26 protein-coding genes, 1 pseudogene and 1 riboswitch are annotated in these 24,662 nt (G+C 50.7%); of the genes and pseudogenes, 22 read left to right on the top strand and 5 right to left on the bottom strand.

Features of this window, described 5'->3' with window-relative positions:
• The first annotated feature begins 24 nt into the window (after positions 1-24).
• Positions 25-294, top strand: a complete 270-nt coding sequence (locus GQS10_RS17345; RefSeq protein WP_166244490.1) for a hypothetical protein — start codon at positions 25-27, stop codon at positions 292-294.
• The gene (locus GQS10_RS17340) at positions 287-2,251 is read left to right on the top strand and encodes a dihydroorotate dehydrogenase (protein ID WP_166244489.1); all 1,965 of its coding nucleotides are present in this window, start codon (positions 287-289) and stop codon (positions 2,249-2,251) included. The genes GQS10_RS17345 and GQS10_RS17340 overlap by 8 nt, the downstream gene beginning before the upstream one ends.
• 60 nt (positions 2,252-2,311) lie before the next feature.
• Here GQS10_RS17340 and GQS10_RS17335 read toward each other — a convergent pair whose 3' ends face one another.
• Positions 2,312-3,469, bottom strand: a complete 1,158-nt coding sequence (locus GQS10_RS17335) for an alpha-hydroxy-acid oxidizing protein (RefSeq protein ID WP_166244487.1) — start codon at positions 3,467-3,469, stop codon at positions 2,312-2,314.
• Between the two features lie 246 nt (positions 3,470-3,715).
• Here GQS10_RS17335 and GQS10_RS17330 point away from each other — a divergent pair, with 246 nt between their 5' ends.
• From GQS10_RS17330 to GQS10_RS17280, 12 genes and pseudogenes are all read left to right on the top strand, one after another.
• Entirely contained in the window at positions 3,716-3,958 is a 243-nt protein-coding gene (locus GQS10_RS17330; RefSeq protein ID WP_243735232.1) for a YozQ family protein, read from the top strand.
• A 123-nt stretch (positions 3,959-4,081) separates the two neighbouring features.
• Entirely contained in the window at positions 4,082-4,474 is a 393-nt protein-coding gene (locus GQS10_RS17325; protein ID WP_166244485.1) for a DnaJ family domain-containing protein, read from the top strand.
• Position 4,475: 1 nt separating this feature from the next.
• Positions 4,476-4,586, top strand: a riboswitch (TPP riboswitch).
• Between the two features lie 94 nt (positions 4,587-4,680).
• A complete protein-coding gene (thiE, locus tag GQS10_RS17320) occupies positions 4,681-5,325 on the top strand; it encodes a thiamine phosphate synthase (RefSeq protein ID WP_166244483.1) in 645 nt (214 codons plus the stop codon).
• Between the two features lie 12 nt (positions 5,326-5,337).
• Entirely contained in the window at positions 5,338-5,541 is a 204-nt protein-coding gene (thiS, locus tag GQS10_RS17315; RefSeq protein WP_166244481.1) for a sulfur carrier protein ThiS, read from the top strand.
• A gap of 5 nt (positions 5,542-5,546) precedes the next feature.
• Positions 5,547-6,329, top strand: coding sequence for a thiazole synthase (locus GQS10_RS17310; RefSeq protein ID WP_166244479.1), 783 nt, complete (start codon positions 5,547-5,549; stop codon positions 6,327-6,329).
• Positions 6,326-7,456: a glycine oxidase ThiO gene (thiO, locus tag GQS10_RS17305; RefSeq protein WP_166244477.1), complete on the top strand. Its 1,131-nt coding sequence runs from the start codon at positions 6,326-6,328 to the stop codon at positions 7,454-7,456. The genes GQS10_RS17310 and thiO overlap by 4 nt, the downstream gene beginning before the upstream one ends.
• 208 nt (positions 7,457-7,664) lie before the next feature.
• The gene (locus tag GQS10_RS17300; protein WP_166244475.1) at positions 7,665-9,824 is read left to right on the top strand and encodes an ATP-binding protein; all 2,160 of its coding nucleotides are present in this window, start codon (positions 7,665-7,667) and stop codon (positions 9,822-9,824) included.
• The gene (locus tag GQS10_RS17295; RefSeq protein ID WP_166244473.1) at positions 9,821-10,258 is read left to right on the top strand and encodes a response regulator; all 438 of its coding nucleotides are present in this window, start codon (positions 9,821-9,823) and stop codon (positions 10,256-10,258) included. The genes GQS10_RS17300 and GQS10_RS17295 overlap by 4 nt, the downstream gene beginning before the upstream one ends.
• Before the next feature lie 4 nt (positions 10,259-10,262).
• Complete coding sequence (locus tag GQS10_RS17290; protein WP_166244471.1) at positions 10,263-11,141, top strand: GGDEF domain-containing response regulator; 879 nt, start codon at positions 10,263-10,265, stop codon at positions 11,139-11,141.
• Between the two features lie 165 nt (positions 11,142-11,306).
• Positions 11,307-11,438: pseudogene (locus GQS10_RS23275) on the top strand (HIT family hydrolase); the annotation flags it as partial.
• Positions 11,439-11,472: 34 nt separating this feature from the next.
• Positions 11,473-12,090: an NUDIX hydrolase gene (locus tag GQS10_RS17285; RefSeq protein ID WP_166244570.1), complete on the top strand. Its 618-nt coding sequence runs from the start codon at positions 11,473-11,475 to the stop codon at positions 12,088-12,090.
• A gap of 277 nt (positions 12,091-12,367) precedes the next feature.
• Positions 12,368-12,910 carry a hypothetical protein gene (locus tag GQS10_RS17280; RefSeq protein ID WP_166244469.1) on the top strand — a complete coding sequence of 181 codons (543 nt, stop codon included), beginning with the start codon at positions 12,368-12,370 and terminating at the stop codon, positions 12,908-12,910.
• Between the two features lie 111 nt (positions 12,911-13,021).
• Here GQS10_RS17280 and GQS10_RS17275 read toward each other — a convergent pair whose 3' ends face one another.
• On the bottom strand, positions 13,022-14,578 hold the full coding sequence (locus GQS10_RS17275; protein WP_166244467.1) for an ABC-F family ATP-binding cassette domain-containing protein: 1,557 nt from the start codon (positions 14,576-14,578) through the stop codon (positions 13,022-13,024).
• A 131-nt stretch (positions 14,579-14,709) separates the two neighbouring features.
• Here GQS10_RS17275 and GQS10_RS17270 point away from each other — a divergent pair, with 131 nt between their 5' ends.
• The 7 genes from GQS10_RS17270 (at position 14,710) to GQS10_RS17240 (ending at position 19,525) form a co-directional block, all read left to right on the top strand.
• Positions 14,710-14,934 carry a hypothetical protein gene (locus tag GQS10_RS17270; RefSeq protein WP_166244465.1) on the top strand — a complete coding sequence of 75 codons (225 nt, stop codon included), beginning with the start codon at positions 14,710-14,712 and terminating at the stop codon, positions 14,932-14,934.
• A gap of 81 nt (positions 14,935-15,015) precedes the next feature.
• Entirely contained in the window at positions 15,016-15,336 is a 321-nt protein-coding gene (locus GQS10_RS17265) for a YbjQ family protein (protein ID WP_166244463.1), read from the top strand.
• A complete protein-coding gene (locus GQS10_RS17260) occupies positions 15,336-15,575 on the top strand; it encodes a hypothetical protein (RefSeq protein WP_166244461.1) in 240 nt (79 codons plus the stop codon). Before GQS10_RS17265 ends, GQS10_RS17260 begins: the two co-directional genes overlap by 1 nt.
• Before the next feature lie 190 nt (positions 15,576-15,765).
• Complete coding sequence (locus GQS10_RS17255) at positions 15,766-16,524, top strand: IS1 family transposase (protein ID WP_166244459.1); 759 nt, start codon at positions 15,766-15,768, stop codon at positions 16,522-16,524.
• 211 nt (positions 16,525-16,735) lie between these two features.
• Positions 16,736-18,025: an IS110 family RNA-guided transposase gene (locus GQS10_RS17250; protein ID WP_166244457.1), complete on the top strand. Its 1,290-nt coding sequence runs from the start codon at positions 16,736-16,738 to the stop codon at positions 18,023-18,025.
• A gap of 406 nt (positions 18,026-18,431) precedes the next feature.
• Complete coding sequence (locus GQS10_RS17245) at positions 18,432-18,797, top strand: RidA family protein (protein ID WP_166244455.1); 366 nt, start codon at positions 18,432-18,434, stop codon at positions 18,795-18,797.
• A gap of 146 nt (positions 18,798-18,943) precedes the next feature.
• A complete protein-coding gene (locus tag GQS10_RS17240) occupies positions 18,944-19,525 on the top strand; it encodes a GNAT family N-acetyltransferase (protein WP_166244453.1) in 582 nt (193 codons plus the stop codon).
• A gap of 65 nt (positions 19,526-19,590) precedes the next feature.
• On the opposite strand, the gene GQS10_RS17235 is transcribed toward GQS10_RS17240, so the two are convergent.
• From GQS10_RS17235 to GQS10_RS17225, 3 genes are read right to left on the bottom strand one after another with little or no spacing between them, the layout of a single operon-like run.
• Positions 19,591-20,577, bottom strand: a complete 987-nt coding sequence (locus tag GQS10_RS17235) for an electron transfer flavoprotein subunit alpha/FixB family protein (protein ID WP_166244451.1) — start codon at positions 20,575-20,577, stop codon at positions 19,591-19,593.
• A gap of 15 nt (positions 20,578-20,592) precedes the next feature.
• Positions 20,593-21,354, bottom strand: a complete 762-nt coding sequence (locus tag GQS10_RS17230; RefSeq protein WP_166244449.1) for an electron transfer flavoprotein subunit beta/FixA family protein — start codon at positions 21,352-21,354, stop codon at positions 20,593-20,595.
• Positions 21,355-21,368: 14 nt separating this feature from the next.
• Positions 21,369-21,965, bottom strand: a complete 597-nt coding sequence (locus tag GQS10_RS17225) for a TetR/AcrR family transcriptional regulator (RefSeq protein WP_166244448.1) — start codon at positions 21,963-21,965, stop codon at positions 21,369-21,371.
• A 514-nt stretch (positions 21,966-22,479) separates the two neighbouring features.
• Here GQS10_RS17225 and GQS10_RS17220 point away from each other — a divergent pair.
• Complete coding sequence (locus tag GQS10_RS17220) at positions 22,480-24,654, top strand: (Fe-S)-binding protein (RefSeq protein WP_341805092.1); 2,175 nt, start codon at positions 22,480-22,482, stop codon at positions 24,652-24,654.
• The last annotated feature ends 8 nt before the right edge of the window (positions 24,655-24,662 follow it).

Here is a 24,662-nt window from a genome sequence, read left to right as displayed (position 1 = left end):
AGTAGAAGTAAAGGAGGGGATATCATGAACATACAGATTACGAACGCATCGATGAAGCATTCCGCTGAAGATGGTTACGTCGGACTGGTTGAATTTACGGTGGAAGGCCATCCGCTGCCGTATGAAGCGACGTTTCACAGCACGAACGGCAAAAGCTGGAGCTACGGCCTGCGCTTTTCGAAGGAATCGGGCAGCGAGGAGCTGATTGAAGCCGTGGAGGAATACTTGGATGAAGACGACGCAGCCTTTGATTCGCTGGTGGAGGCGGCCAAGGCTCAATTGAACCATGCCTGATTGGTCGTATCAGACCCTCTTTCGTCCGCTGCTGTTCCGAATGCCGGCGAGCAAAGCCCGAGAAGTAACGCTGAAAGCGTTCGGAACGCTGGGGCGGCTTCCGTTCGGCTCGTTTGTCATCCGGACGATGGGGCATATGGAGCTTTCCCCGCTGCTGCACAGCCGGATTGGACCGATTGACGTTCGCTTCCCCGTGGGGATCGGCGGCGAGGTCGACCCGTCAGGCGCTGCGGAAGAGGGACTGGGCCAAATCGGCAGCGGCTTTATCGAGGTCGGGCCGGTGACGCCCCAACCGATCCGCGCCCAAGGCGAGGTGAGCCTTCTCCCTGAGGAGCAGGCCGTTGTGTTTCCCAGCCTCGTCACGAATGAGGGGCTGGAGGCGACGGTTCGCAGGCTGTCGAGCCGCAAAGCGGCCGTACCCCGCTTTCTATGGATTCGCGCGATGCCTGGGAGCGGGGAGGAGGAAACGGCTGGGCAGCTGCTGGAGGCGGCCGGGAAGCTGGCGGGGCTTGCTTCGGGCTTTGTGCTTGATTGGTATCGTTTGGGAATTCATAACGAAAGCATTCCTTTTGAAGGTTTATATAGCGTTGCTTCCACGTTAAAGAAGCGGTTTCCCGAATGTGCGCTGCTCATAAAAATTCCTCTGGAAGCAGCGGGTGAGGATGTCATTCGTCTTCTGCAGGGGGGCGGGACAGCAGTCGGCAGGTCGGAACCGCCAGCGCGAAGCTTGCTGGAGCGGTTCGATGGCATCGTCGTCGGCAGCAGCGTTCGTACCGCGGAAGGGGATGTCACCGGACGGGGCAATCTTGTCCGGTCAAAGCAGATGCTGCAGCGGCTTGAAGGGCTTGTGCCCGGCGGGAAAGCGCTGATCGTTTCCGGCGGAGTTCATGAGCCGGCCGACGCGCTGGAGCTTGCCGCCTGCGGAGCGACCCATTTTATGCTGAACAGCGGCATGGTATACTCCGGCCCCGGACTTCCGAAGCGTATCAATGAAGCAATTCTTTATGAGAAGCTTCCGGAAGATGAGCGAAGGGTGAGTGCGCCGTTTTGGCGCTACTGGGGCTGGATGTGCCTGCTGGGAGCAGGGATGGTGATCGGCGGTGTGCTGGCGTGGCTCGTTGCCGCCACATCGGTGCTTCTGCCATACGACGAAGCTTTCCTTGGAATGAGCGTCGATCAGATCCGGGCCGTGTATCCAAGGCTGGCCGCGTTTATCTCGCATGACCGTATTACGCTTGCCGGTACGATGATTTCCATTGGCATTCTCTATTATCATTTGGGCAAGTACGGAATGAAGCATGAGCTGCATTGGGCCAAAACAGCCGTAACGGTTTCGGCGATTGCCGGCTTCGGCAGCTTTTTTCTGTATATCGGTTACGGTTACTTTGATCAAATGCATGCGGTTTTGTCGGGCGGCCTCCTGCCTTTTTTCTTGATCTCTCTTTTTGGAAAAGGGGATCGCGCCTTAGACGGCCGACCCAATCTGCGGAATACGTCGGCATGGAAATGCGCCCAATGGGGGCAGCTGTGCTTTGTTATCATTGGCTTCGGCTTTTGTATCGGGGGATTGGTCATCTCCACTGTTGGTATTACCGGAGTGTTCGTGCCGGAGGATCTTGCCTTTCTAGGATTAAGTCCACAAGAGATTAATCAGATAAATGAGCGGCTTATTCCTGTTATTGCGCATGACCGGGCAGGGTTCGGAGGCGCGTTGTTTTCCGACGCCTTGGCCATATTGGCAGCTGCCTTGTGGGGGATTCAAGAGGGGCGGGCCTGGCTGTGGCGTATGTATTTATGGGGAGGCATCCCCGGCTTTGCCGCCGGCTTTAGCGTGCACATGCATATTGGTTATACCGACTTTATTCATTTGCTGCCGTTATATGCCATGCTAGTATTGTATATGGCGGGCTTAATTTTGCTTTATCCGTATTTGTGCATTTCCCGGGCAAGCGCATAAAGCGAGTCGCTTCCACCGGTTTCGACATGCGAACAGGGGCTTTTGTCAAGCCCCTGTCGATTACATCTTACAAAGGATGTCCGAATCGAGATGCTGCAGCGACTTCTTGCCGGAAATGGCGAGCTGAAGCTCGGTTTCAGCCGCTATATTTTTGATTACAGCTTCGACGCCCTGTTGGCCTGCTACCGCGAGTCCGTATGCATAAGGCCGTCCGATTAGCACAGCGGTTGCGCCAAGGGCCATTGCTTTAATAATGTCGGCTCCGCGGCGAATTCCGCTGTCCAGCAGTACGGGAATACGGCCCCGGACATGCTCGACAATGTCCGGCAGCGCCTCCAGCGTTCCAATTGCTCCGTCCAGCTGCCTTCCTCCATGATTGGACACGACAATGCCATCGGCTCCGTGTTCCACCGCAAGCCTTGCATCCTCGGGATGCGTTAACCCCTTAATGAGCAGCGGGAGCTTCGTATGTTCCCGGATAAAGGCAAATTCCTTCCATGTAAAGCACGTATTATTGCCCTCATCCAGCGCTTTCAGCACCGCATCGCGAAGATTTTTATCCGGCGGTTCCTTAAGGCCGTTAAGAAAAACCGGATCAGAAAAATAATTTCCCATTCCATGGCCCGTTAAAAAAGGCAGGTACGCGTTGGTCAAATCCGTTTCCCGCCAACCGAGCATGGTGGAGTCGACCGTTACGACGATTGCAGAAAAGCCGGCCTTTTCCGCGCGCTGCAAGAAGCTTACGGTGAGCTCGTGATTTTTCGGCGGGTACAGCTGGAACCAGCGCAGCGAATCACCCATGGCTTCAGCAACGTCTTCCATCGATTTGGACGATACGTTGCTCAGGACGTAGGGAACTCCACAAGAGGCGGCAGCTTTGCAGGCAGCGAGCTCCCCTTCAGTGTGGAAGATCGTATTCACTCCAACAGGTGCCAGTAAAAATGGGACAGGAACCTTTTGCCCGAATAAGATGACAGAAATATCGCGGTCGGTAATGTCACAGCAAATTCGCGGTGTCAGGCGGTATCTGTAAAACGCCTCGCGGTTTGCGCGCATCGTATCTCCCGCGCCGGCCCCGCCATGCAGGTAGCCAAACTCGCCGGACCCAAGCTTTTGTCTCGCCGCTTCCTCCCAATCCGCGATGGAAACGGGAAGCAGCGTAGCGTTCGTGTCCGCCTTATAAAAATCCATTTGAATCGTGGACGTGTTGAGCTTCATTACATGCGTACACCTCGTTTTGACACTTATGATTTGGCCTAGCACATGCCCATTAATCTAAACGGAATCAAATCGTATGGAAGTTAAATTTTCAACAGACAAAGGTTGCGACAAAGCGAAGGAAAACATGCGCGGGAACTACTTGGAAACGGCTTCTTTTTTGTAAAATGGGATATGATTTCGGTTGGATATTTTCAGCGGTTTTGGACATTCTTTAACTGACTACGCAAGTCAAGGAGGATTTCCATGAATAGCAATGGCAATCAAAACAATGACCGTCTGGCCACGGAAGGATTAATGGCAAACTACAGTGAGGTGGCCGAGGAGCATTTTGAAGCGGACGATTATAACAAGCAGGACTTTATCAATAAAGGAATCGCGGAAACGCATGAGCAGTTTTCCGACGATTATTTTTCGGGGAACAATGACGTAACGTTTTTACGTGACGGGCAGGACATGGTTGACGATGCCCCGGATCAAAGAGATTAATGCTGTTAAAAGTAAATGATCTATCGTTTGTGAGGTCGGCGCCGAGAGGGATTCAGCGCCGGCTTTTTTTGCTATAATAAAGGGAGTTTGATGGCAGAGGCTCGGTAGCGGAGGTGTCGGGGGTTGGATTTCTATCAGCGGTTAGCGGAGGACCGGATTCGCGAGGCGATGGAGCGAGGCGAATTCGACAATTTGCCGGGAAAGGGCAAGCCCCTTGATCTGGACGATTTGTCGCATGTGCCGGAGGAGCTGCGAGTCGGCTATAAGCTGCTGAAAAATGCCGGTGTACTGCCGGAAGAAATGCAGCTGCGTAAAGATATGGTCACGCTGACGGACTTAATTCGCAGCTGTACCCAGCAGGAGGAGCGAAACCGGCTGCAGCGCCAATTGACAGAAAAACAATTGAGGTTTAAGATGCTTTTAGAGAGTCGCGGAATTTATGAAACGTCGGCTTTTGTCGATTACGAGGAAAAGCTGCGGGACAAGATGGCGGAGTCTCCGAAACAGTCAAAATGAATAGCAAACTCGTGGGTGCTTGCGTGAAGCAGGCTGAGATGGCGCCTAGTCTGGTGCGGACCATTGGAACCTGATTTGGGTAATGCCAGCGCAGGGAGTTAGATCATTCGCGTTTTCGATCGCTCTGCGGCTGCAGGGCGATTTTCTTTTGCCCAAAATGATGTTTGTACGAGGATATGGAAAAAGGATCGGGGAGGAAGTTGCACATGGGAAACGGTAAAGATTTTACGCTGTATGCAATTACGGGAGAGGAGTTCCACCCAGGGCGCCCGCTGCTTGAGGTGATGGAAGAAGCGATTGTGGGCGGCGTAGACATTATTCAGCTGCGCGACAAGTCGGGGGACCGCGAGGCGATTTTGCGGAAAGCGAAGGAGCTGCGGCAGCTGACCCGCAAGCATGGCGTGACGTTTATCGTCAACGATTACATAGACATTGCCTTGGAATCGGAAGCAGACGGCGTTCACCTCGGGCAGGGGGATATCCCGCTGGCCGAAGCGAGGAAGCGCATGGGCGACCGCATCATCGGCATTTCTACGCATGAAATTGAAGAAGCGCGGACGGCGGAGCGCGAAGGCGCGGATTATATCGGTGTCGGGCCGGTATTCCCGACGAAGAGCAAGGTCGACGCGGTTGCGCCGGTAACAACCGCTTATGTGCGCCAAGTGGCGGGCGAGATCCGCATCCCATGGGTGGCGATCGGCGGTATTAAGCTGCACAATGTCGATGAGGTGCTGGCCGCAGGGGCTGCACGGATTTGCGCAATCAGCGAAATTGTCGGCGCGCAGGATGTGGCTGGCGTGTGCCGCGAATTTCGCCGCAAAATTGAGCAATCCCGCAGTACGGGAGCGTAGGGGGAGAACGGCGTGCAGGTAACGATTACGGTAAACGGGGAACAAAAACAGCTGCAGGCAGCGACGCTGGCCGATGTCATTACGCTGTATGAGCTGGAAAATCAGCTTGTGGTGCTGGAAGCGGACGGCGTCATTGTGCCGAAGGATCAGTGGGTGCAGACGGAAGTGCGGGACGGCATGGTACTGGAGATCGTTCATTTTGTCGGGGGAGGCTGAGGGGTATGACACATGATCCGTTAATTATTGGGGGCAAGACGTTAACGTCCCGTTTTTTTCTAGGAACCGGAAGATATCCGAACCCATTCGTGCAAAATGAGGCGATAAAGGTATCCGGCGCCGAGGTGCTGACGTTCGCGATCCGCAGGGTGAATCTAGAAGCGCCTGAGGATGACGCGATTTTGCATCATCTGCAGTTTCGTGAATTTACGTTTCTGCCGAATACGTCGGGGGCGAAAACGGCTGACGAGGCTATTCGGATCGCTCGCATGGCGAAGGCGTCGGGGCTGAGCGATTGGATCAAGATTGAAATCAGCGTAAATGAGCGGACGCTGCTGCCGGACCCGTTGGAGACGCTGAAGGCGACGGAAACGCTGGTGAAGGAAGGCTTTACGGTGCTTCCGTATACCTCCGATGATCCGGTGCTGTGTAAGCGGCTGGAGGAAGCCGGAGCGGCGGCGGTGATGCCGGGCGGCGCGCCAATCGGCACAGGGCTGGGTATCCTGAACCCGTACAATATCGGGATGATCGTTGAAGAAGCGAAGGTGCCGATTATCGTCGATGCCGGACTGGGTTCGGCGATGGACGTGGTGCAGGCGATGGAGCTTGGCGTTGACGGCGTGCTCATGAACACGCCGGTGGCCAAGGCGACCGATCCGGTGCGCATGGCGAAAGCGATGAGCATGGCCATCGAAGCGGGCCGCCTGTCGTATTTGGCGGGGCGGATTCCGAAGAAGCGCTACGCGACGGCGAGCAGCGGCTACGAGGAATGGAAGGTGACGCCATGAGCCAGCGGATCATTGTCATTGGCGGCGGTGTTATTGGGTTATCCGTTGCGTTCGAGTGCTCGCGGAGAGGTCACCAGGTGACGGTGCTGGAAAAAGGCGGCTTCGGCGGGCAGGCGTCAGGCGCAGCGGCAGGCATGCTGGCGCCTTTCTCTGAAAATGGAGAGGGGGCCGACCCGTTTTTCCGGCTTTGCCTCGAGAGCTTGAAGCTTTACGGAGACTGGCAGTCGGATGTGAAGAAGGCATCGGGTCTTGATTTTGAATACGAAAATACAGGCTCGTTGTATGCCGCTTATCACGATGCCGATTTGCTTGCGCTGGAGACGCGGCGTCAATGGCAGAAGCCGTTCGGCAGCGAGCCGGAAATTATTGAGGGCGAGCGGCTGTTCCGGCTGGAGCCGAGCTTGTCCCGCGAGGTGCGGGCGGCGCTGTTCCACCCGGACGAGACGCATATTTATGCGCCGGACTACGTCAAGGCGCTGGAGGCGGCGTGCCTGCGCGGCGGCGTGCAGCTGATCGGCAACGTGGTGCAGCTCGCCGCTGAGGTGGCCGGGGGCCGCGTGCATCTGAAGGATGCGGCGGGCCGCACCTACGAAGCCGACCGTTATGTTGTCAGCAACGGGGCCTGGTCGGGCGAGTGGCAGCAGGCGCTCGGGCTGAACATTCCGGTGTATCCGATCCGCGGTCAAATTTGCGCGTATCATTTAAATGAAGAGCTGGCGGTAAGCCACATGGTGTTCGCCAGCCAAGGGTATGTAGTGCCGAAGGCGAATGGCTCGCTCGTATGCGGCGCATCCGAGGATATCGCCGGCTTCGACACGAGCGTAACGGAGCGCGGCATCCAGCGTTTGCAAAATTGGAACAAGCGCCTCTACCCGGCGCTTGAGCGGATGGAGCCGTTTCACCGCTGGGCGGGGCTCCGTCCGGCTACGCAGGACGGCTACCCGCTGCTGGGCGAATTGTCGCGGCATCCCGAGGTCGTCATGGCGACTGGGCATTACCGCAACGGGATCCTGCTCAGCCCGGTAACGGCGCATGCCGCGGCCGATGTGATCGACGGCCGTCAGCCGCCGGTCGATATTGCGCGGTTTGCCCCGGAGCGCTTCGGGGCTTCGACGGTTGCAGTATAATTAAACGGCAACAAGATACAGGAAGGCTTTCTTCAGGGTTCAACGTTAGTTGAACAGAGGGAAGCCTTTTTTTGTTGTCATCGAGGGAAGATAATGGTTATCGAAAAATAAAGGATAATGACGATTTATGTCGAATTGTGGGGAGAACCACAGCGGGCCACGCGAGAGGAGTCCATTCGTCGATATGAAACGCTTTCCCTTTTTGCATTTGAAAACATTAAAAGGACGTCTTTGGTTATTAGGCTGCGCTCTATTTACTCTTGCGGGTTCGATTAGTATTTTGTATTACAGCTGGGTCGAGATGCGTGTATTAAAAGAGGAAGCCGTAGAACAGATCCGATTCAGTACAGAGCAGCACCATGCGTTCATTGATCATTGGTATGAGCATCGGATGGCGGATATCCGCTCCTTAGCCAAGCTCGATTGGTTAAACAACCCGAATGAGGTTAGCCAGTTTCTTCGGTCCTATTCGCGAGAAAAATCGGAATTTGAATTTATTACTTTTTTTGATCAGAACGGGGAAGGGTTCATTTCGACATTCGAAGCAGCACAATATAGAGGAAAGCATGTGCGGGACCGCGATTATTTTAAAGCGGCGATTAAAGGAGAGGATTATTCCTCCGACGTTGTTATGAATCGGGTTACGAATGCGCCTGTCATGATTTTTGCCACGCCGCTTCGCGATCCATCGGGAGACATTCGGGGAATCGTTTCCGGTGGAATAAAGATGGAATTTGTAAACGAACTGATTAATCATTTTCAGCTTGGTCAAACCGGTGAAATGCTGTTGGTTAATAAACACGGGCAGTTGCTCACGATTCCAAGACTGTCCGGCGAACTGAGCGAACGTCCCCGAATTTTAGAAACGAAGGTTAGCGATAGCTTTTTGTCCAGCGTAGTTAGTGCTCAGGCTTATTCCCATACTGATTATCGAGGGAAAGAGGTTTATGGAATTGGCGACTGGACGAATGATAAAAAATGGATTGTGATCGGTAAAATTGACCGCAGTGAGGTAATGAAGCCTTTCTTGACGAGAATGATCTATATGACGCTTGGCCTTCTCGTTTTTTTAATTATTTTCATCATTCTCATTTTTCGAGTATCTAAAACGGTGGAAAGACCATTGCAGAAGCTGGTCACGGGAACAGGCTATATAAGCGGAGGCGATTACTCGTATCGGATTCTGAGTCAGGCTCTGAAGTCAGCGCCTATAGAAATGGTTAGGCTGGTTGAGCATTTTAATATGATGGCGGCTGCACTGGAGTCCAAAGAAAGCTTGCTGGAACAAAGCAGGCAGCGTATTTATTCTCTAGTCGATTACAACCGGGATGCGGTTTATGCGCTTGATACACAGGGCAGATTTACGGATTTAAATCAAGCTTGCTCACAGCTTACTGGTTATTCTATGGAAGAGCTGAACATGACTGTGTTCTCAGCATTGATGGTAAAATCGGAATTGCCCAACGCAAACCGTATTTTTCAAAGAACGCTGGAAGGCAGCTCGATGGATTTTGAAACAACGATCCTCCACAAAGAAGGTCATAAGCTTAACCTGCATGTTACCTCCATCCCGATCAAGGTGAATGGAGAGGTTGTGGGTGTCTATGGGATCGCTAAGGATATTACTGCCGTAAAGCATGCACAATCAAAGCTCGCTTATCAGGCCAAAGAGCTTGAACGGTCCAATCGCGATTTGCAGCAGTTTGCCTATATTGCCTCACATGATTTGCAGGAGCCGCTTCGTATGATTTCGAGCTACCTGCAGCTCCTTGAAAAGCGGTACAAGGATCAGCTGGATCAAGACGCGATCGATTTCATTTGGTACGCCGTTGACGGTTCCAAACGTATGCAAACTCTTATCAATGATTTACTGGCCTACTCCCGTGTTGAAACGAAGGGCAAGAGCTTTGATAAGGTCGATATGGGCGAAGTGGTGAAAAAAGCCTCGCAAAATTTACAGAAGAGTGTTGAAGAAAAGAGTGCTTCAATCCATTATTCGAATCTACCGTTGATCTGCGCGGATCACACACAGATGCTGCAGCTGCTGCAAAACCTGATTTCCAATGGGATTAAATTTACAACTGTGTCTCAGCCGGAAATTCGTATTTCAGCGATCGAGCATGAAGGCGCTTGGGAATTTGCTGTGCAGGACAATGGAATCGGAATTGCAGAAGAGCATGTTTCAAGAATCTTTGAAATCTTTCAGCGGCTCCACACAAGAGCAGAGTATCCGGGAACCGGCATCGGACTGGCAATCTGTAAAAAAATAGTGGAGCGGCATAACGGGACCATATGGGTTGAATCCGTGGAAGGTGCCGGGACAACTTTCCGATTTACGATATCGAAACAGGGAGAGAACAAACGATGATCGGCAGACCCATCGAGCTACTTATGATCGAGGACAATCCAGGCGATGTCCGTTTAACGATAGAAGTGTTAAAAGATTCCAAGCTTAAAAATAATGTGACGGTTATGAAGGACGGTTATGAAGCGATACAGTATTTGCGCGGTGCGCTGAACGATTCATCCGTCTCCTTACCAGATCTTATCTTATTAGATTGGAATCTTCCGCGTAAAAACGGCAGCGAGGTTTTGGCCGAGGTGAAATCCGACCCGAAGCTAAAACGTATTCCGGTTGTCGTGCTTACGACTTCAGAAGCGGAAGAGGATATTGTAAAAGCTTATGATTCGCACGCAAATTGTTTTATTACGAAACCGATCAATTTAGATCAATTTATTACGGTTATCAAATCGATCGAAGATTTTTGGTTTACCATTGTTAAAATGCCACGAGGTGAATAGTCCTATGGTCGCGAAAAAGTTTTCCGTTTTAGTCATAGAAGATAATGCAGGGGATGCAAGACTGCTTCAAGAAATGATGAAGGGTCCGAATTCGCCTTACAAGCTGAATTTTACCGATACCTTGACTAAAGCTCTGGAGCTGCTGATAGAGCGGGATTTTGATATTGTGCTGCTGGACTTAGGGCTGCCGGACAGCCGCGGGATTGAGACGTATCATACGCTGCATCGGCAAATGCCAAAGGTGCCTGTAATTGTGCTATCCGGTTTGAACGATGAAGCCATATCCATTGAGGCTGTACAAGAGGGCGCCCAAGATTACCTTATTAAAGGAGAGGTGAGCGGGAGCATGCTGTCCCGTTCCATTCGGTATGCGATTGAGCGAAACGAGCTGAAGGAAAAGACCTATCATCTCTCTTTAATGGATCAGTTGACGGGGCTTTACAACCGGCGCGGTTTTCAAGGTCAAGCCGAACGAGAAATGCTGCTGGCCGACCGAATAAATCGACGGATGCATCTCTTGTTTGCCGATTTGGATAATATGAAGCGGATCAACGACGAGCTTGGTCATCATGAAGGGGATAGTGCGTTAATAAGAACTGCGCAGCTGCTTCGGGACACATTTCGTTCCTCCGATATAGTGGCGCGTCTAGGCGGAGATGAATTTGTTGTGCTGATGACCAGTGAAACGGACTCCATCGAACCGATTCTTGAGCGGTTAAACCAAAAAATCGATGAATGCAATCGGGAAAATAACGTCTATACGATATCGTTAAGCTTCGGAATCGCTGAATATATTCCTCAACAGTCAGGTAATATAGACGAGCTGTTGAAAACAGCAGATGCGAATATGTATAAGGCGAAAAAGTCCAAGAAAGCGCAATAACAATTTGACAATGGGTGAACAAGGCTTGATTCTACGTATGGCGGTAGAGTCAGGCCTATTTTGTATATATAAAACTCGGGGGCAGAGCCAATTTCCAAATGTTGTTATTCATGCTATGCTTGGATTGTTTATATTCAGATTTGATAGTAGGAGATAGGGAATACGCTGACCGAGGATTTTTACGGCGATGAGGTGTTAAGCGGCCGTACTGCAATTCAAAAGGTCATCGTGACGGGAAATGTAATTGTTTATCATCACACCCGGCCCTTTTACCCTGTACATATTGTCGTTATTCCGAATGCAGAAAGGATGAAACGAAATGGAATCGAAGCTGGAGCTTCAATGGCTGGAATGGGCGAAGCAAATTCAGGCGATCGCGCAGACAGGCTTAACGTACACGAAGGACGTCTACGATCAAGAACGTTACGAGCAGCTCAGACAGCTGAGTGTTGACATTTTAGCAAATTATTCGAATGTAGGTAAGGAGAAAATCGTTTTGGCCTTTGCCGGCGATACCGGGTATGCTACTCCGAAAGTAGATATACGAGGAGTAGTGTTTCGGGATGGGAAGATTTTAATGGTCCGCGAAAAAATCGACGGCGGCTGGTCATTGCCTGGGGGCTGGGCGGACATCGGGCTATCGCCTTTTGAAATCGCAGTGAAGGAAACGAAAGAAGAGGCCGGTTTTGAGGTGAGGCCGATTCGTTTGCTTGCTGTGCTTGATAAAAATGTACATAACCATCCACCGGATCCTTACCATATATATAAAATGTTCATTGCGTGTGAAATTGTAGGCGGGGAAGCAGCGGGCGGAGTGGAAACGAGTGATGTCGGCTTTTTCGAGGAAAATGATTTGCCGCCGTTGTCCGTTGGAAGAAATACAGAAGCGCAAATCAGGCTAATGTTCGAGTATCTTCGAGATCCTCAAAAAAGTGTGATTTGCGATTAAGCTTTAAAACGAAACGGCGAGGTGATTGACATGTGGGGATGGAGCATTGAATTCCGAGATGATGCAGGGCAGAAAACTCGAAAAACCTTTACTGATCAGACGAACCTCCATAGTTATCTACTCTCTTTTCAGGAAGAAGAGCTCCGAAGCGCTAAGGTCTATGATCCCGATGAAAGAAATATGGAGGCGGAAACTTACATTAAGCTTTATGTGAAGCAGAATAGGAACTGAGGCCAATGAACTGATGTTCTATAATTAGAGTAATAGGAGGAGGAAGATGGTTACAAATAAGAAATTTGCATTGGTAACATTAACAATTATACCCTTTCTGGTAATTATAATTTTTTATTTTAACGGTACAGAACAGGTATATGGAAATGATAAAGAATCCATAGCCAAAGTAATACACTCAATAGATGGATACGAAAATGAATCGATTGAAATTTTGGAAATTAGGGATTTTAACGATTTACGGATGGTAGGATTTTTATCAAACAATAGTCCAGGATATATTCAATTTGCTAAAAATGAAGATGGCAACTATGAGTGGAGACATATAGAAGTTCAGAATGATGAAAGCTTTAGTTCTTTCCTTCCAGACTTTCGAAAACCGCCAAAGAAATTTATGCTTGTCACGAATCATAGCAATAAAATAGCTAAGATGCAGGTTAGTGTAAATGGGCAGAAATTGGAACAAGTGTTTACTCCTAATAATGCATCAGTGACTTGGGTGAAATTACCTCGAACAGATAAAAATGAATATGAATTTCGTAATTATAAATTTTATGATAAAGATGGAAAACTTATTGAAGAATACTGATTAGAGTTGAACTGTAACGGAAAACGATTAGCATAAATAAAACCGCCTTATTTTACCAAGGCGGTTTTATTATGCTCAAATATCAACATTAGAATATAACAAAGCCATTTCTTAAAACGTCTTCGTCGTCCACGATTCGCAGTTCCACACATCGGTGACGACATCGTGGTAAAATTCCGGTTCATGGCAAATGATAAGCACGCTGCCTTTGTACGTCTGGATCGCACGCTTAAGCTCATCCTTCGCATCGACGTCCAAGTGGTTCGTCGGCTCGTCGAGCACGAGCAGGTTCGATTCGCGGTTAATCAGCTTGCACAGCCGCACCTTCGCTTTTTCCCCGCCGCTCAGCACCTCGACCTTGCTTTCGATATGCTTCGTGGTAAGTCCGCATTTCGCCAGCGCGGCACGTACCTCGAACTGCGTTAAGGAAGGGAACTCCTTCCACAGCTCCTCGATGCAGGTGTTATAATTGGAGCCTTTAATTTCCTGCTCAAAATATCCGATATGCAAATATTCGCCAAGCTCAACAGAGCCGCCTACCGGCTTAATCTCACCGAGTATGCTGCGGAGCAGCGTTGTTTTGCCGATGCCGTTGGCCCCGGTTAAGGCGATTTTTTGGCCGCGCTCCATACGCAGGTTGAGCGCTCTCGACAACGGCTCGTCATAGCCGATTACGAGGTCCTTCGCTTCAAAAACCAGCTTCCCGGAGGCGCGCGCTTCTTTGAAGTTGAACTGCGGCTTCGGCTTTTCCTTCGCCAGCTCGATTACTTCCATCTTGTCGAGCTTTTTTTGGCGGGACATGGCCATGTTACGTGTCGATACCCGCGCTTTATTACGGGCAACGAAATCCTTCAGCTCGGAAATTTCCTGCTGCTGGCGCTTGTAGGCGGATTCGAGCTGTTGCTTTTTCGCTTCATGCACCTGCTTAAAATATTCGTAATCGCCGGTATAGCGGTTCAGCTCCTGATTTTCCATATGGTAAATCAGGTTGATGACGCTGTTCAGGAATGGAATATCGTGGGAAATGAGAATAAAGGCATTCTCATACTCTTGCAAGTAACGCTTCAGCCACTCAATATGCTGCTCATCCAAGTAGTTGGTCGGCTCATCCAGCAGCAAAATATCCGGCTTTTCCAGCAGCAGCTTGGCTAGAAGCACCTTCGTGCGCTGACCGCCGCTCAGGTCGTGCACATCACGATCCAAACCGATGTCGGTTAAGCCCAGACCGCGCGCCACTTCCTCGACTTTGGCGTCAATAATATAGTAGTCATTATTCGTTAGAAGGTCTTGAATGTTTCCGACTTCCTCCAGCATTTCTTCCATCTGCTCGGAAGTCGCCTCGGCCATTTGCTCGTAAAGGCTTGTCATTTGCTGCTCCATATCGAGCAAATATTGAAAAGCGCCTTTAAGGGCGTCGCGAATCGTCATGCCTTTTTCCAATACGGAATGCTGATCCAAGTAACCGACGCGTACATTTCGCGCCCATTCGATTTTGCCGGCATCGGGCTCCAGCTTACGGGTAATAATGTTCATAAAGGTCGATTTGCCTTCGCCGTTGGCGCCGATTAAGCCGATATGCTCACCCTTTAGTAGACGGAAGGATACATCGTTAAAAATCGCCCGGTCACCGAAGCCGTGGCTTAAATTTTGCACGTTTAATATGCTCATGGGATACCCCTTCTATTTTCGTATTCGCTAGTGTTCGCTCGTTTTCCGCCTATGATTATATCATAAGTTGCGGGTTGTGATGTGCTATGATATTTTGGAGATTATGAAAATCGGACGTGGAGGAAAATCGCATGAACGAAGAACGGAACGGCGGGGCCGATCAGATCGAAGGTCATCTGCGGCAGTTGTTTCAGGATGCTGGATACGAAAGCAAGGAGCTGCTGGATTGGGCGAAGCAGTATGGCCGATTGCTTCAGGAGAATGAACGGCTCAAGCAAGAGCTGCGGAAGCTGGCTGCACCGAAGAAAGGGAGCGATCCATTTTCGACCCGGTTGCGCGATGCGTTGCGGGAGTAAGATCATATGGATAGTTTTTCTGCACGGAGAGTAATAATAAAAGGAAAGATGGTATGAACATGTCGGAAAGGAGCGGGGTCCATGCTGGTAGCGACTACAGAGGGGATAGCCGGTCATGAGGTAACGGAGGTGCTCGGAGCTGCTTTTGGCGTAGTGGTGCGGGCCAGAGGTCTGGGCGGCGATATTATGGCCTCCTTAAAAGGGCTTGTCGGCGGCGAAATCAAGGAGTACACCCAAATGATTGAGGATGCAAGAAGGCAGGCGCTTGACCGGATGGTGCAAAACGCCCATGCGATGGGGGCGGATGCCGTGATTATGATGCGCTTTGACAGCGGGGATATCGGCAGCAATATGAGCGAAATTGTCGCTTACGGAACGGCTGTCCGAATTAGGAAGGTATAATGGAATTTGTGGCCGGCTGGATTTTAGTGCAGGTCGTTTTTTTCTTAGGCGTGCTGTGGGTGAGCTGGAGATACTTCGATCACCGTTATAAGCGCCGGAAGCAGGGAAGAGCGGAGCCCGGCCTACTGAGCGGAAGCCTGGTTCGGACGGCCGAAGTATTCGTTGACCCGAAGGACGGCTTGACTTACCGGGTGTATTATAATCCGTCCACCGGTGAACGGGAGTATGTGCAGGAGTAGGTAGTTAGCTTTAGGAAAAATGTATTGTATACAACCTTTGGATTGGATATAATTAACAAAACTTGTCTCTTCATTGGAGGGACGAGTTTTTTTTATTTTAGGCTATGTTAAATTACATTGTTTATATTTGAAGTTTATGAACATTTGTTCTCACATTATAGGTGACATCTATTACGGAGATGACTCACCTATGAATTTAAAGGATCTGAAAAAACTTGCCGAGGCTCTGGACGATAGTGGCAAGCGAGAACTTATCTACTATTTGCAATCCCGTACTAAGGGATTGGCGGAACCTATTCGTGCAATTGATGAAATTAATGAGCAGAAGCACAAGGATGGGCTTGTTTGTCCACATTGTAATAATCATTCGGTCGTACGGTTTGGGAAGTACGTTGTAAAAACACGTACTGGAGAGGTCAAACGTCAACGTTACCGTTGTAAGTCCTGCCGTCAAACGTTTAACGATCTTACGAACACACCTCTCCAACGGACACGCAGACCTCATCTTTGGGTTCGATTCATTGAATGTATGATTGAAGGCTTTTCTCTTCGCAAGTGTGCTGTAATACTGCACGATGAAGTTACTCATGTGACCTTGTTCTACTGGCGACATAAAATTCTTGTCGCTTTGAAGCAAATTCCAACCGAAGATTTTCAGGGTATCGTCGAAATGGACGAAACTTATTTCTTGTTTTCTGAAAAAGGTAAACGGAACATCTATCATATTCAAAACGTCAACAGTTACCATAGCCGTTTGAAGAAGTGGATGGACCGTTTTAATGGCATTGCGACAAAATATTTAGAGCATTACCTGGCTTGGTTCCGCTATTTAGATAGTAAGGAATATGAGAATACTGCGTCTAATAAGAAACAAATGTTGATCAAATCTTGCCTGTTTACAGTAAAGGATGCAAATACAAGACATCGGAGTAGAGATTTTTCTTACTGAACACAAGTGGGCAGAAAAATGGAATAATCTTGGATTTTTTGTTATTATCAAAAGGAACGTATGTTCTAAGTATATTCTCAGTAATGACCATTTGTTTATAGGAGCCATTCCTGTAATGAATGAATTCAAGGTTTGAATGAAAAAAGCGCCTTCTGTATACTGGGGAACGTTCCGTCCAAAGAACAAATCCCAGCGCAGGAGGCACTCTACAATGAAGTATAAACATTCGAAAAAGCAGAATCAACGAATTCAACAAATTACCGATTCAACCCTTGTTGTCGGAGCCGACATTGCCAAGACAAAGCACGTAGCCAGAGCTGTAGATTTCCGCGGAATCGAGCTCGGCAAAGACTGCGTGTTTAGCAACGACCACCATGGCCTAACGAAACTTGTAACGTGGATGAGGGAGCTCCAGCAACAACATCACAAGACGGACATCGTCTTTGGGATTGAGCCTACCGGACACTACTGGTTTCCACTGGCTGAGTTTCTTGGACGAGAGGGAGTCAAGGTAGTTGTCGTTAATCCGCATCATGTCAACAAGAGTAAAGAACTCGAGGACAACTCGCCGACGAAGAACGACTACAAGGATGCCAAGGTTATCGCTGATCTGGTACGCAATGGGAAGTACAGCGAGCCTAAACTGCCAGTCAACGTCTATGCCGACCTTCGGATCCTAATGAATCTTCGGGAGAAGGTCATGGAGAACTTCGGCCAAGTCCAGCGCCGCATTCAGAACTGGTTGGATCGCTTCTTTCCGGAGTATGGCCAGGTATTTAAGGACTGGGAGGGTAAGGCCTCGATCATAACGCTGAGCGAGTTCCCGACTCCGAGCGAGATTGTGGTGCTTGGTGCTAGGGCAATTGTGCAGCGATGGAAGGAAGACGTCAAACGCGCTGTTGGAACCAAGCGAGCCACGCAGTTAGTAGAGGCAGCAAATACTTCAATCGGGCTTACACAAGGCCTTGCAGCAGCGAAAATCGAGTTAAAAACACTTCTTGAGCAGTACGAGCTGTTCGCCAAACAGCTTGAAGAAATCATGATGGAAGTGGAGCGAATGCTCGCTCAAATCCCGGGAACAAAAGAAATGCTGACGATCCCCGGCATCGGTGTCGTGACGCTCGCTGGCTTTCTAGCAGAAGTCGGAGACCTAAGTGGATATGACCACGGCCAGCAGATTATCCGACTCGCCGGTTTTAACCTCAAAGAAAACAGTTCCGGCAAGAAGAAAGGTAAGTCGACGATTACAAAACGTGGCAGATCCAGGCTTCGAGCACTGTTGTTCCGAGCGGTGATACCGATGGTGGCGAAGAAGTTCAAGTCGTTGCATCACTACTTCACGAAGAGGAGCCACAACCCGCTGAAAAAGAAGCAATCCCTTGTGGCACTCTGCGGGAAACTGATTCGCGTCCTGTACACACTCGGCACCAAATGTATCTCCTATCAAGCAAGCGACGTTCTAGGGCCAGTACGACAAGCCCAACTACAGATGGCAGCTTAATTTAAACCGTTCTTACGTTTCTTACCAGAACTTGATATAGACCAACGACAATTGAAGCACGGAGCAGCCGAAGGATCTCATTCCATAAGGGCAACGACCCAGTAAAGGAGCAAAAAACGGCGTCCACACCTCGAGAGGCAGAACGAAGGAATGTAAGGGCTAAGACTTAGCGTGACATGGGAGGGTAAGCCATCGGGGGAATGACGTGGATATCCAGAGTGCGGTCATATGACTCACCCACAGATTGGAAATTGCATCCCAATCTCTATTCCCGCAACTGGCCCCACCAGAAAATTATGTAATAGCTACATGAATTCTCCATCTCTCGGAATGGTCAATGGTTGAAAATCTAAGAACGAGTGAGAAAACGAAAGAATTCAATAAATCATAGTGGGAGGAAAGTTTCATGAGGGAAATTGTCAGAAGTGATATTAATGAAGATTGGGTACATTCTGGAATTGTTGAGGCTGGTGATTTTGCATTCATAAATTATTGTGTCGGAAATATTGGTCAGCCAATCGAAAATCAGATAAATGGTGCATTTAACCACTTGGAGAACCGACTGAGATCAATCGGTTTAACTTTAGAATCTGTCGTTAAGATTGATTGTATGTTTAGAGATATTTGGAACATCCCTGCGTTGGAAAAGGTAATCAAAGAAAGATTTAATGGTAAGTATCCTGCACGAAAATCAATACAAACTGAATTCGCACATCGTGGTGGACGAGACGGACTTCAATTTCAACTTGATGCAATTGCGTTTAGAGGTTAACTTTTTCAAGAGCGGAATGTTGACGGGATAAGTTAAGCTAAATAGTAACATTAGTTTTCTTGACCGTCCTCCTATGGGCGGTTTTCCTTTGTCGATAAATCAACATCAAGATTTAACATAGCCTTATTTTAAGGAGGGAATTGGATTTGAACGAATCTCCATTTATAAAAGGGCAAAGGCTGATTCTGAGAAAACCGAAAGAGGGTGATGTTCAGGATTATTTACACTGCGAAAGAAGTATCGAGCTTGTGAGAATGTATGGCGGGGATACAAGGAAGATGAAGCCCAAAACGATGGATGAGGCCCAGAAAATGATAGAGAGAATCCTTTCTAACAAATATGAATGGTGTATCGAATACGAAGGACGTTTTATTGGGCAAGCAAGATTGACCGTTCAAGAGCAGGATCGTCGAGCTAGGTATGCGGTGGGGCTGTTCGATAGCTCGGTCTGGGGAATGGGATTAGGAACGGAAATAACTCAATTCGTTCTGCAGTTTGCTTTTGAAAAGCTTGGGCTGCATCGAGTGGATTTAAGGGTTCTTGACTACAATCACAGGGCAATTTCTTGTTATGAAAAATGTGGCTTTATAAAGGAGGGGGTGGAGCGTGAAGGCGCATGGATCGAAGACAAGTATGAAACGGATGTAATGATGAGTATTCTAGAAAGGGAGTATCACGCAATCAAACCTCATTTTGTAAGGATGAAAATCATAGACGATCATTCATAAGTCATAAAATAACAGCGGCAGTTCCGGACTTTTTTCTTCCCGGAGCTGCCGCCTCTGTCTAAAAATTATCGGGAAGCGAGCAATGTGCGGAACTCCTTCGTCAGGAGCGGGACAATCTCAAACAAATCGCCGACGATGCCGTAATCGGCGACTTTGAAAATCGGCGCCTCCGGGTCCTTGTTGATCGCGACGATCACTCGCGATTGGCTCATCCCGGCGAGATGCTGGATTGCGCCGCTGATGCCGCAGGCGATGTACAGCTCCGGCGTGACCACCTTGCCGGTCTGCCCGATTTGCAGCGCGTAATCGCAGTAACCGGCGTCGCATGCGCCGCGGGAAGCGCCGACTGCGCCGCCGAGTACAGCCGCCAGCTCCTCCAGCGGCTGGAAGCCTTCGGCGCTGCGGACCCCCCGGCCGCCGGAGATAACGACCTTGGCTTCGGAGAGGTCGATTTTGCCGGAGGTTTTCTGTACGACGTCGCGTATGACCGCCCGCAGGGAAGGGGAGGGGTAATCGACGTTGACGGATGGAGCCTGTCGTGAGGAATCCGCCTCTCCGGCTTTGATGTTATTCGGGCGAAGGGTAACGACCCAAGGCGTACCGCTCTCGGTAAAGGCTTTTGTTTCAAAAGCCTTGCCTGCATAAATCGGACGGGTGAAAGTAACGCGGCCGTCCTGGATGTCGATGCCGGTGACATCGGCCATTTGCCCCGCGCCAAGGCGTGCGGCGATGGCAGGCGCTAGGTCACGGCCGACGGCCGTATGGCCAAGCAGCAGCACGTCAGGCTTCGCCTGCTGCATGACGGCTTCCAGCGCTGCGGCGAATGCCTCCGGCTGGTAATGCTCTAGATCGGCGTGCTCAACAATATATACGGTGTCTGCACCGTGCTGTGCGAGCACACCCGAGTAAGCGCTTACTTCACTGCCGATCAAGACGGCAGCTGTTCTTCCCGTTCCGCCATGGATGACGGCTGCTGCCGATAAAGCCTCCAGTGTGACCTGACGAACGGCGCCTCCACGAATTTCGGCAACAACAAGAATCGTTTTGCTCATCGGTTCAGCCTCCTCTTAGACAATTTTTGCTTCGCTGTGCAGCAGCTTTACCAGCTCAGCCGCCTGCTCTGCCGGCTCTCCGGCGATCAGCTTCCCGGCGTTCCGTTCCGGCGGAAGGGAGAGAGCGGTCCGCTCGGTGCGCGGGGCAGGGACATCGAGGCCAAGGTCCTCTACTGAGAGCTGGCGGAACGGCTTCTTCTTGGCTTTCATAATTCCCTGCAGCGAAGGGTAGCGCGGTTCATTCAAGCCCTGCTGTGCTGTGAAAAGGGCAGGGAGGGGGACCTCCACCGTTTCCAGATCGCCTTCGGCATCGCGTTCGGCGGACGCTTTCCCATCCGCGATCGTAAGCTTGGTGATCGAGCCGACATGAGGGAGGTTAAGTAGCTGTGCTAGCCGGATCGCGACTTGGCCAGCTCCGTTGTCAACGGAAAAATTGCCGCCGATAATGAAGTCGTACGTATGCGCTTTCAGAAAAGCGTGAAGCGCGAGAGCTACGGCATATTCATCGCCGGACAACGGCTCGCCGCTGATGAGAACGGCCTCATCCGCCCCCATCGCGAGCGCGGTCCGCAGCGCTTCGGCTGCGCGGTCCGGTCCGACGCTGACGACCGTAACCGAGCCGCCATGCTCGTCGCGCAGCCGGATCGCTTCCTCCACCGCATACTCGTCGTACGGGTTCACGACGAATTTAACGCCGTCCTCCGCAATCGCGCCATTTTCCAGCACGATTTTTTCCTCCGTATCAAAGGTTTGTTTTAGCAGCACGACAATGTTCATACCGATTCTCCTCTCTAATTAGGGGAATGAATGGATAGGCCGCGTGTCAAGAAATCGACGGTACCGTCTACTTGGGCGGTAAGCGAGTATTTGCGTCCTGAGATAAGCCACGAGGTGACCACCTCATCCATCGCACCAAAAATAAGCAGACGGGTCAGCTTCACATCGAGGTCGGGGCGAAAAATACCTTGCTCCATCCCGCTGCACACCACTTGCTCGATTAATTTAATGTATGGCTTGAGGCTTTGGCCTATTTCTCTGCGCAGCTCCAGCGAGCTCTGCCGAAGCTCGATTTGAGTGACATAGGCCAGATCAACATTGCTTTCCAGCTCGGAATAATGGATCGAGCAAATGTTGCGCAGCGCGTCGCGGGCATCCTTCGTTTCCGAAAGACTTTCATCGAACTTAGCGACGAGGCGGCCGAGCTGCTCCTCGAACAGCTTAACTAAGATTTCCTCCTTGCTTTTGAAGTACAAATAAATGGTTCCGTCAGCCACGCCAGCCGCCCGGGCAATCTTAGACACCTGACAGCCGTGATAGCCGTATTCGGCGAATGCTTTGAGTGCTCCGTTTAAAATCGCATCGTATTTTTCAATTTTTCGACTTGTCATTTGCTCACCCCGGTGATAAAATACAGTCAATCGGTGAATGAATACTCATTCATTTTTAACAACATCATAAGCTACCCGATCTTTATTGTCAACCGTATAGGGGAAAACAAAACCTCGATTGCGAAAGGAGCGGACGTACATTTTTCGAGGGCCGGCGACATACACCGTAAAAGCAGAGGAAATTCCGTATGAGCCAGATTTGTAAACATCCCATCCCACTCTGTCTGAAGCATTTTTACAACGCCAAAGGCACCTCTACCGTCGAAGCGCATTCATCAACACCTGCAGCTGAGAGTCTTCTGCACGCCGCATCAAACCGTCGATTCATCCTACCTCAATCCACTGAACACACAAATGATCCAACTGTATGAGTTTTCCGATTGATTGAAAGCGTTTTATCGCCCTGATATGGAAATGGATTTCCGCTTTGTTCGTCCTACACCAGTTTTGTATGCGCTTACTTTTGTCTCGTCCGGTTCGAAAGTTTCACCAAGAAGGAAAGGGAGGATGCGGAGTGTGGGGAACCGCGATTCAATTTATCTTGTTTTCGCTTGTAACCGGTTACGCGCTGTACTTATTTTATCTCACGGTTTATCACCGGCTGCTCTATATCCGTTTAGGGAGACCTGCGAATGTGCCCCAGATTGCTAAACAACGGATCAAATCCTTTGCGGCGCAGACTTTTGGGCAGACAAAGCTGCTGAAGGACCGAAAGAGCGGGATGATGCACATTGTTATTTTTTACGGTTTTATTGTTTTGCAGGTTGGGGCGCTGGACCTTATTGTGCGCGGGCTGATCGGAAGGGGACTGCCGATTCCGGGCTACGCCGCTTTTGAGCTTACGCAAGAATTGACCGTTGTTCTGATTCTGCTTGCTATGGGTTATGCGACGTACCGCCGTTACGGCGAAAAGCTCAAGAGGTTAAAACGCGGCTGGAAGCCGAGTATCGTTACCTTTTTCATTTATGGCTTAATGCTGTCGGTACTGTTGACATTGGCGTTTGACCGGTTGCGGGAAGGGGCGCATTTTGCTGCGTATGCTCCCGTATCGTCGGCACTTGCCTTGGCGATGAGCGGGCTGCCCGAGCTCGGGGCGCAAATTGGTTTTTATGCGGCATGGTGGGCGCATCTGCTTATATTGCTAGCGTTTCTTGTATATGTGCCGCAGTCAAAGCATTTTCACATTTTAACTGCGCCGGTGAATTTGCTGCTGGCGCGGCAGGAGCCGGTTGGCAGACTGAGCAAGCTCGATTTGGAGGATGAGGAAGCAGAAGCATTCGGCGTCGGCAAGGTCGAGGATTTTACGCAAAAGCAGCTGCTGGACCTATACGCTTGTGTGGAATGCGGACGCTGCACCAACGTGTGTCCTGCCTCTAACACGGGGAAATTTTTGTCCCCGATGCATATGATCGTGAAGCTGCGCGACCATCTCACCGAGAAGGGGGCGGCCATTACGGCGAAATCGCCGTGGATTCCGGCCTTCGCGTTTGGCGGCCAGGGGCACGCGAAGACAGGTGATCAGGCCGTGCGCACAGCGCATCTGGCCGATGCGGATGCGGCCCCGGGAGCTTGGGCTGGTGTTGGGGCCGCCGACATCGGACCGACGATGTCGGCGCAGAAGAGCGCGTGGGCCGCGGCAGAGCGCGATCCCCGCGAGGTAGCGCTGATCGGCGAGGTCATGACGGAGGCGGAGCTGTGGTCGTGCACGACCTGCCGCAACTGCGAGGACCAGTGCCCGGTCGGGAACGAGCATGTCGATAAGATCGTCGACATGCGCCGCTACCTCGTGCTGACCGAGGGCAGCATGCCGCATGACGCGCAGCGGGCGCTGTTAAATATCGAGCGGCAGGGCAATCCGTGGGGCATTTCGCGAAGCGATCGAGTGAAATGGGTCAACGAAATCGACCCGGATGGTGAGCTTCACGTGCCGACGGTGAAAGAAAACCCGGACTTTGAGCTGCTGTTTTTCGTCGGATCGATGGGCTCCTACGATAACCGCTCGCGGAAAATTACGAAGGCGCTCGTGAGACTCATGAACGAGGCTGGGGTCAATTTTGCCATCCTCGGTAATGAGGAGCGTAGTTCCGGTGATACGCCGAGAAGGATGGGCAATGAGTTTTTGTTCCAGCAGCTTTGCATGGAGAATATCGAAACGATGAGCAAGTACAAGGTGCGGAAAATCGTCACGGCCTGCCCGCATACGTACAACACGCTGAAAAATGAATATCCCGAATTCGGGCTGGAGGCCGAGGTGCTGCACCATACCGAGCTGCTTGCCGAGCTCGTTCGCAGCGGCCGCCTAAAGCCGGAGCATGCGATCGAGGAACGTATCGTATACCACGATTCCTGCTATTTAGGCCGGTATAACGATGTGTATGAGCAGCCGCGAGAGGTGCTGCGGGCGATTCCCGGCGTGAAGCTTCTGGAAATGGAGCGCTCCGGCGCGAACGGGATGTGCTGCGGCGCCGGCGGGGGCCTCATGTGGATGGAAGAGACGGCGGGCAAGCGGGTTAATGTGGCCCGTGTGGAGCAGGCGCTTGAGGTGTCGCCGACGATGATCGGATCGGCGTGCCCGTACTGCCTCACGATGATGGAGGACGGCACGAAGCTGAAGGAAGCGGATGAACGCGTAAAAGCGCGTGATATAGCCGAATTACTTGAACTCTCGGTCTTCGGACCGAATTTATAGGAGGGTGA

The organism is Paenibacillus turpanensis, from assembly GCF_011421635.1.
GTDB classification, from domain to species: domain Bacteria; phylum Bacillota; class Bacilli; order Paenibacillales; family YIM-B00363; genus Paenibacillus_AK; species Paenibacillus_AK turpanensis.
The sequence above is the reverse complement of the archived record's forward strand: the minus strand, read 5'-3'. Positions and strand labels throughout refer to the sequence as shown.

Excerpts from the sequence above, each read along its gene's own strand:
- GQS10_RS17255 (WP_166244459.1), top strand. The coding sequence starts at position 15,766 with ATGAATTTAAAGGATCTGAAAAAACTTGCCGAGGCTCTGGACGATAGT.
- GQS10_RS17265 (WP_166244463.1), top strand. The coding sequence starts at position 15,016 with ATGCTGGTAGCGACTACAGAGGGGATAGCCGGTCATGAGGTAACGGAG.
- GQS10_RS17345 (WP_166244490.1), top strand. The coding sequence starts at position 25 with ATGAACATACAGATTACGAACGCATCGATGAAGCATTCCGCTGAAGAT.
- GQS10_RS17290 (WP_166244471.1), top strand. The coding sequence starts at position 10,263 with ATGGTCGCGAAAAAGTTTTCCGTTTTAGTCATAGAAGATAATGCAGGG.
- GQS10_RS17260 (WP_166244461.1), top strand. The coding sequence starts at position 15,336 with ATGGAATTTGTGGCCGGCTGGATTTTAGTGCAGGTCGTTTTTTTCTTA.
- GQS10_RS17270 (WP_166244465.1), top strand. The coding sequence starts at position 14,710 with ATGAACGAAGAACGGAACGGCGGGGCCGATCAGATCGAAGGTCATCTG.
- GQS10_RS17275 (WP_166244467.1), bottom strand. The coding sequence starts at position 14,578 with ATGAGCATATTAAACGTGCAAAATTTAAGCCACGGCTTCGGTGACCGG.
- GQS10_RS17330 (WP_243735232.1), top strand. The coding sequence starts at position 3,716 with ATGAATAGCAATGGCAATCAAAACAATGACCGTCTGGCCACGGAAGGA.
- GQS10_RS17225 (WP_166244448.1), bottom strand. The coding sequence starts at position 21,965 with ATGACAAGTCGAAAAATTGAAAAATACGATGCGATTTTAAACGGAGCA.
- thiE (WP_166244483.1), top strand. The coding sequence starts at position 4,681 with ATGGGAAACGGTAAAGATTTTACGCTGTATGCAATTACGGGAGAGGAG.
- GQS10_RS17230 (WP_166244449.1), bottom strand. The coding sequence starts at position 21,354 with ATGAACATTGTCGTGCTGCTAAAACAAACCTTTGATACGGAGGAAAAA.
- GQS10_RS17250 (WP_166244457.1), top strand. The coding sequence starts at position 16,736 with ATGAAGTATAAACATTCGAAAAAGCAGAATCAACGAATTCAACAAATT.
- GQS10_RS17335 (WP_166244487.1), bottom strand. The coding sequence starts at position 3,469 with ATGAAGCTCAACACGTCCACGATTCAAATGGATTTTTATAAGGCGGAC.
- thiO (WP_166244477.1), top strand. The coding sequence starts at position 6,326 with ATGAGCCAGCGGATCATTGTCATTGGCGGCGGTGTTATTGGGTTATCC.
- GQS10_RS17340 (WP_166244489.1), top strand. The coding sequence starts at position 287 with ATGCCTGATTGGTCGTATCAGACCCTCTTTCGTCCGCTGCTGTTCCGA.
- GQS10_RS17280 (WP_166244469.1), top strand. The coding sequence starts at position 12,368 with ATGGTTACAAATAAGAAATTTGCATTGGTAACATTAACAATTATACCC.
- GQS10_RS17245 (WP_166244455.1), top strand. The coding sequence starts at position 18,432 with ATGAGGGAAATTGTCAGAAGTGATATTAATGAAGATTGGGTACATTCT.
- GQS10_RS17310 (WP_166244479.1), top strand. The coding sequence starts at position 5,547 with ATGACACATGATCCGTTAATTATTGGGGGCAAGACGTTAACGTCCCGT.
- GQS10_RS17295 (WP_166244473.1), top strand. The coding sequence starts at position 9,821 with ATGATCGGCAGACCCATCGAGCTACTTATGATCGAGGACAATCCAGGC.
- GQS10_RS17235 (WP_166244451.1), bottom strand. The coding sequence starts at position 20,577 with ATGAGCAAAACGATTCTTGTTGTTGCCGAAATTCGTGGAGGCGCCGTT.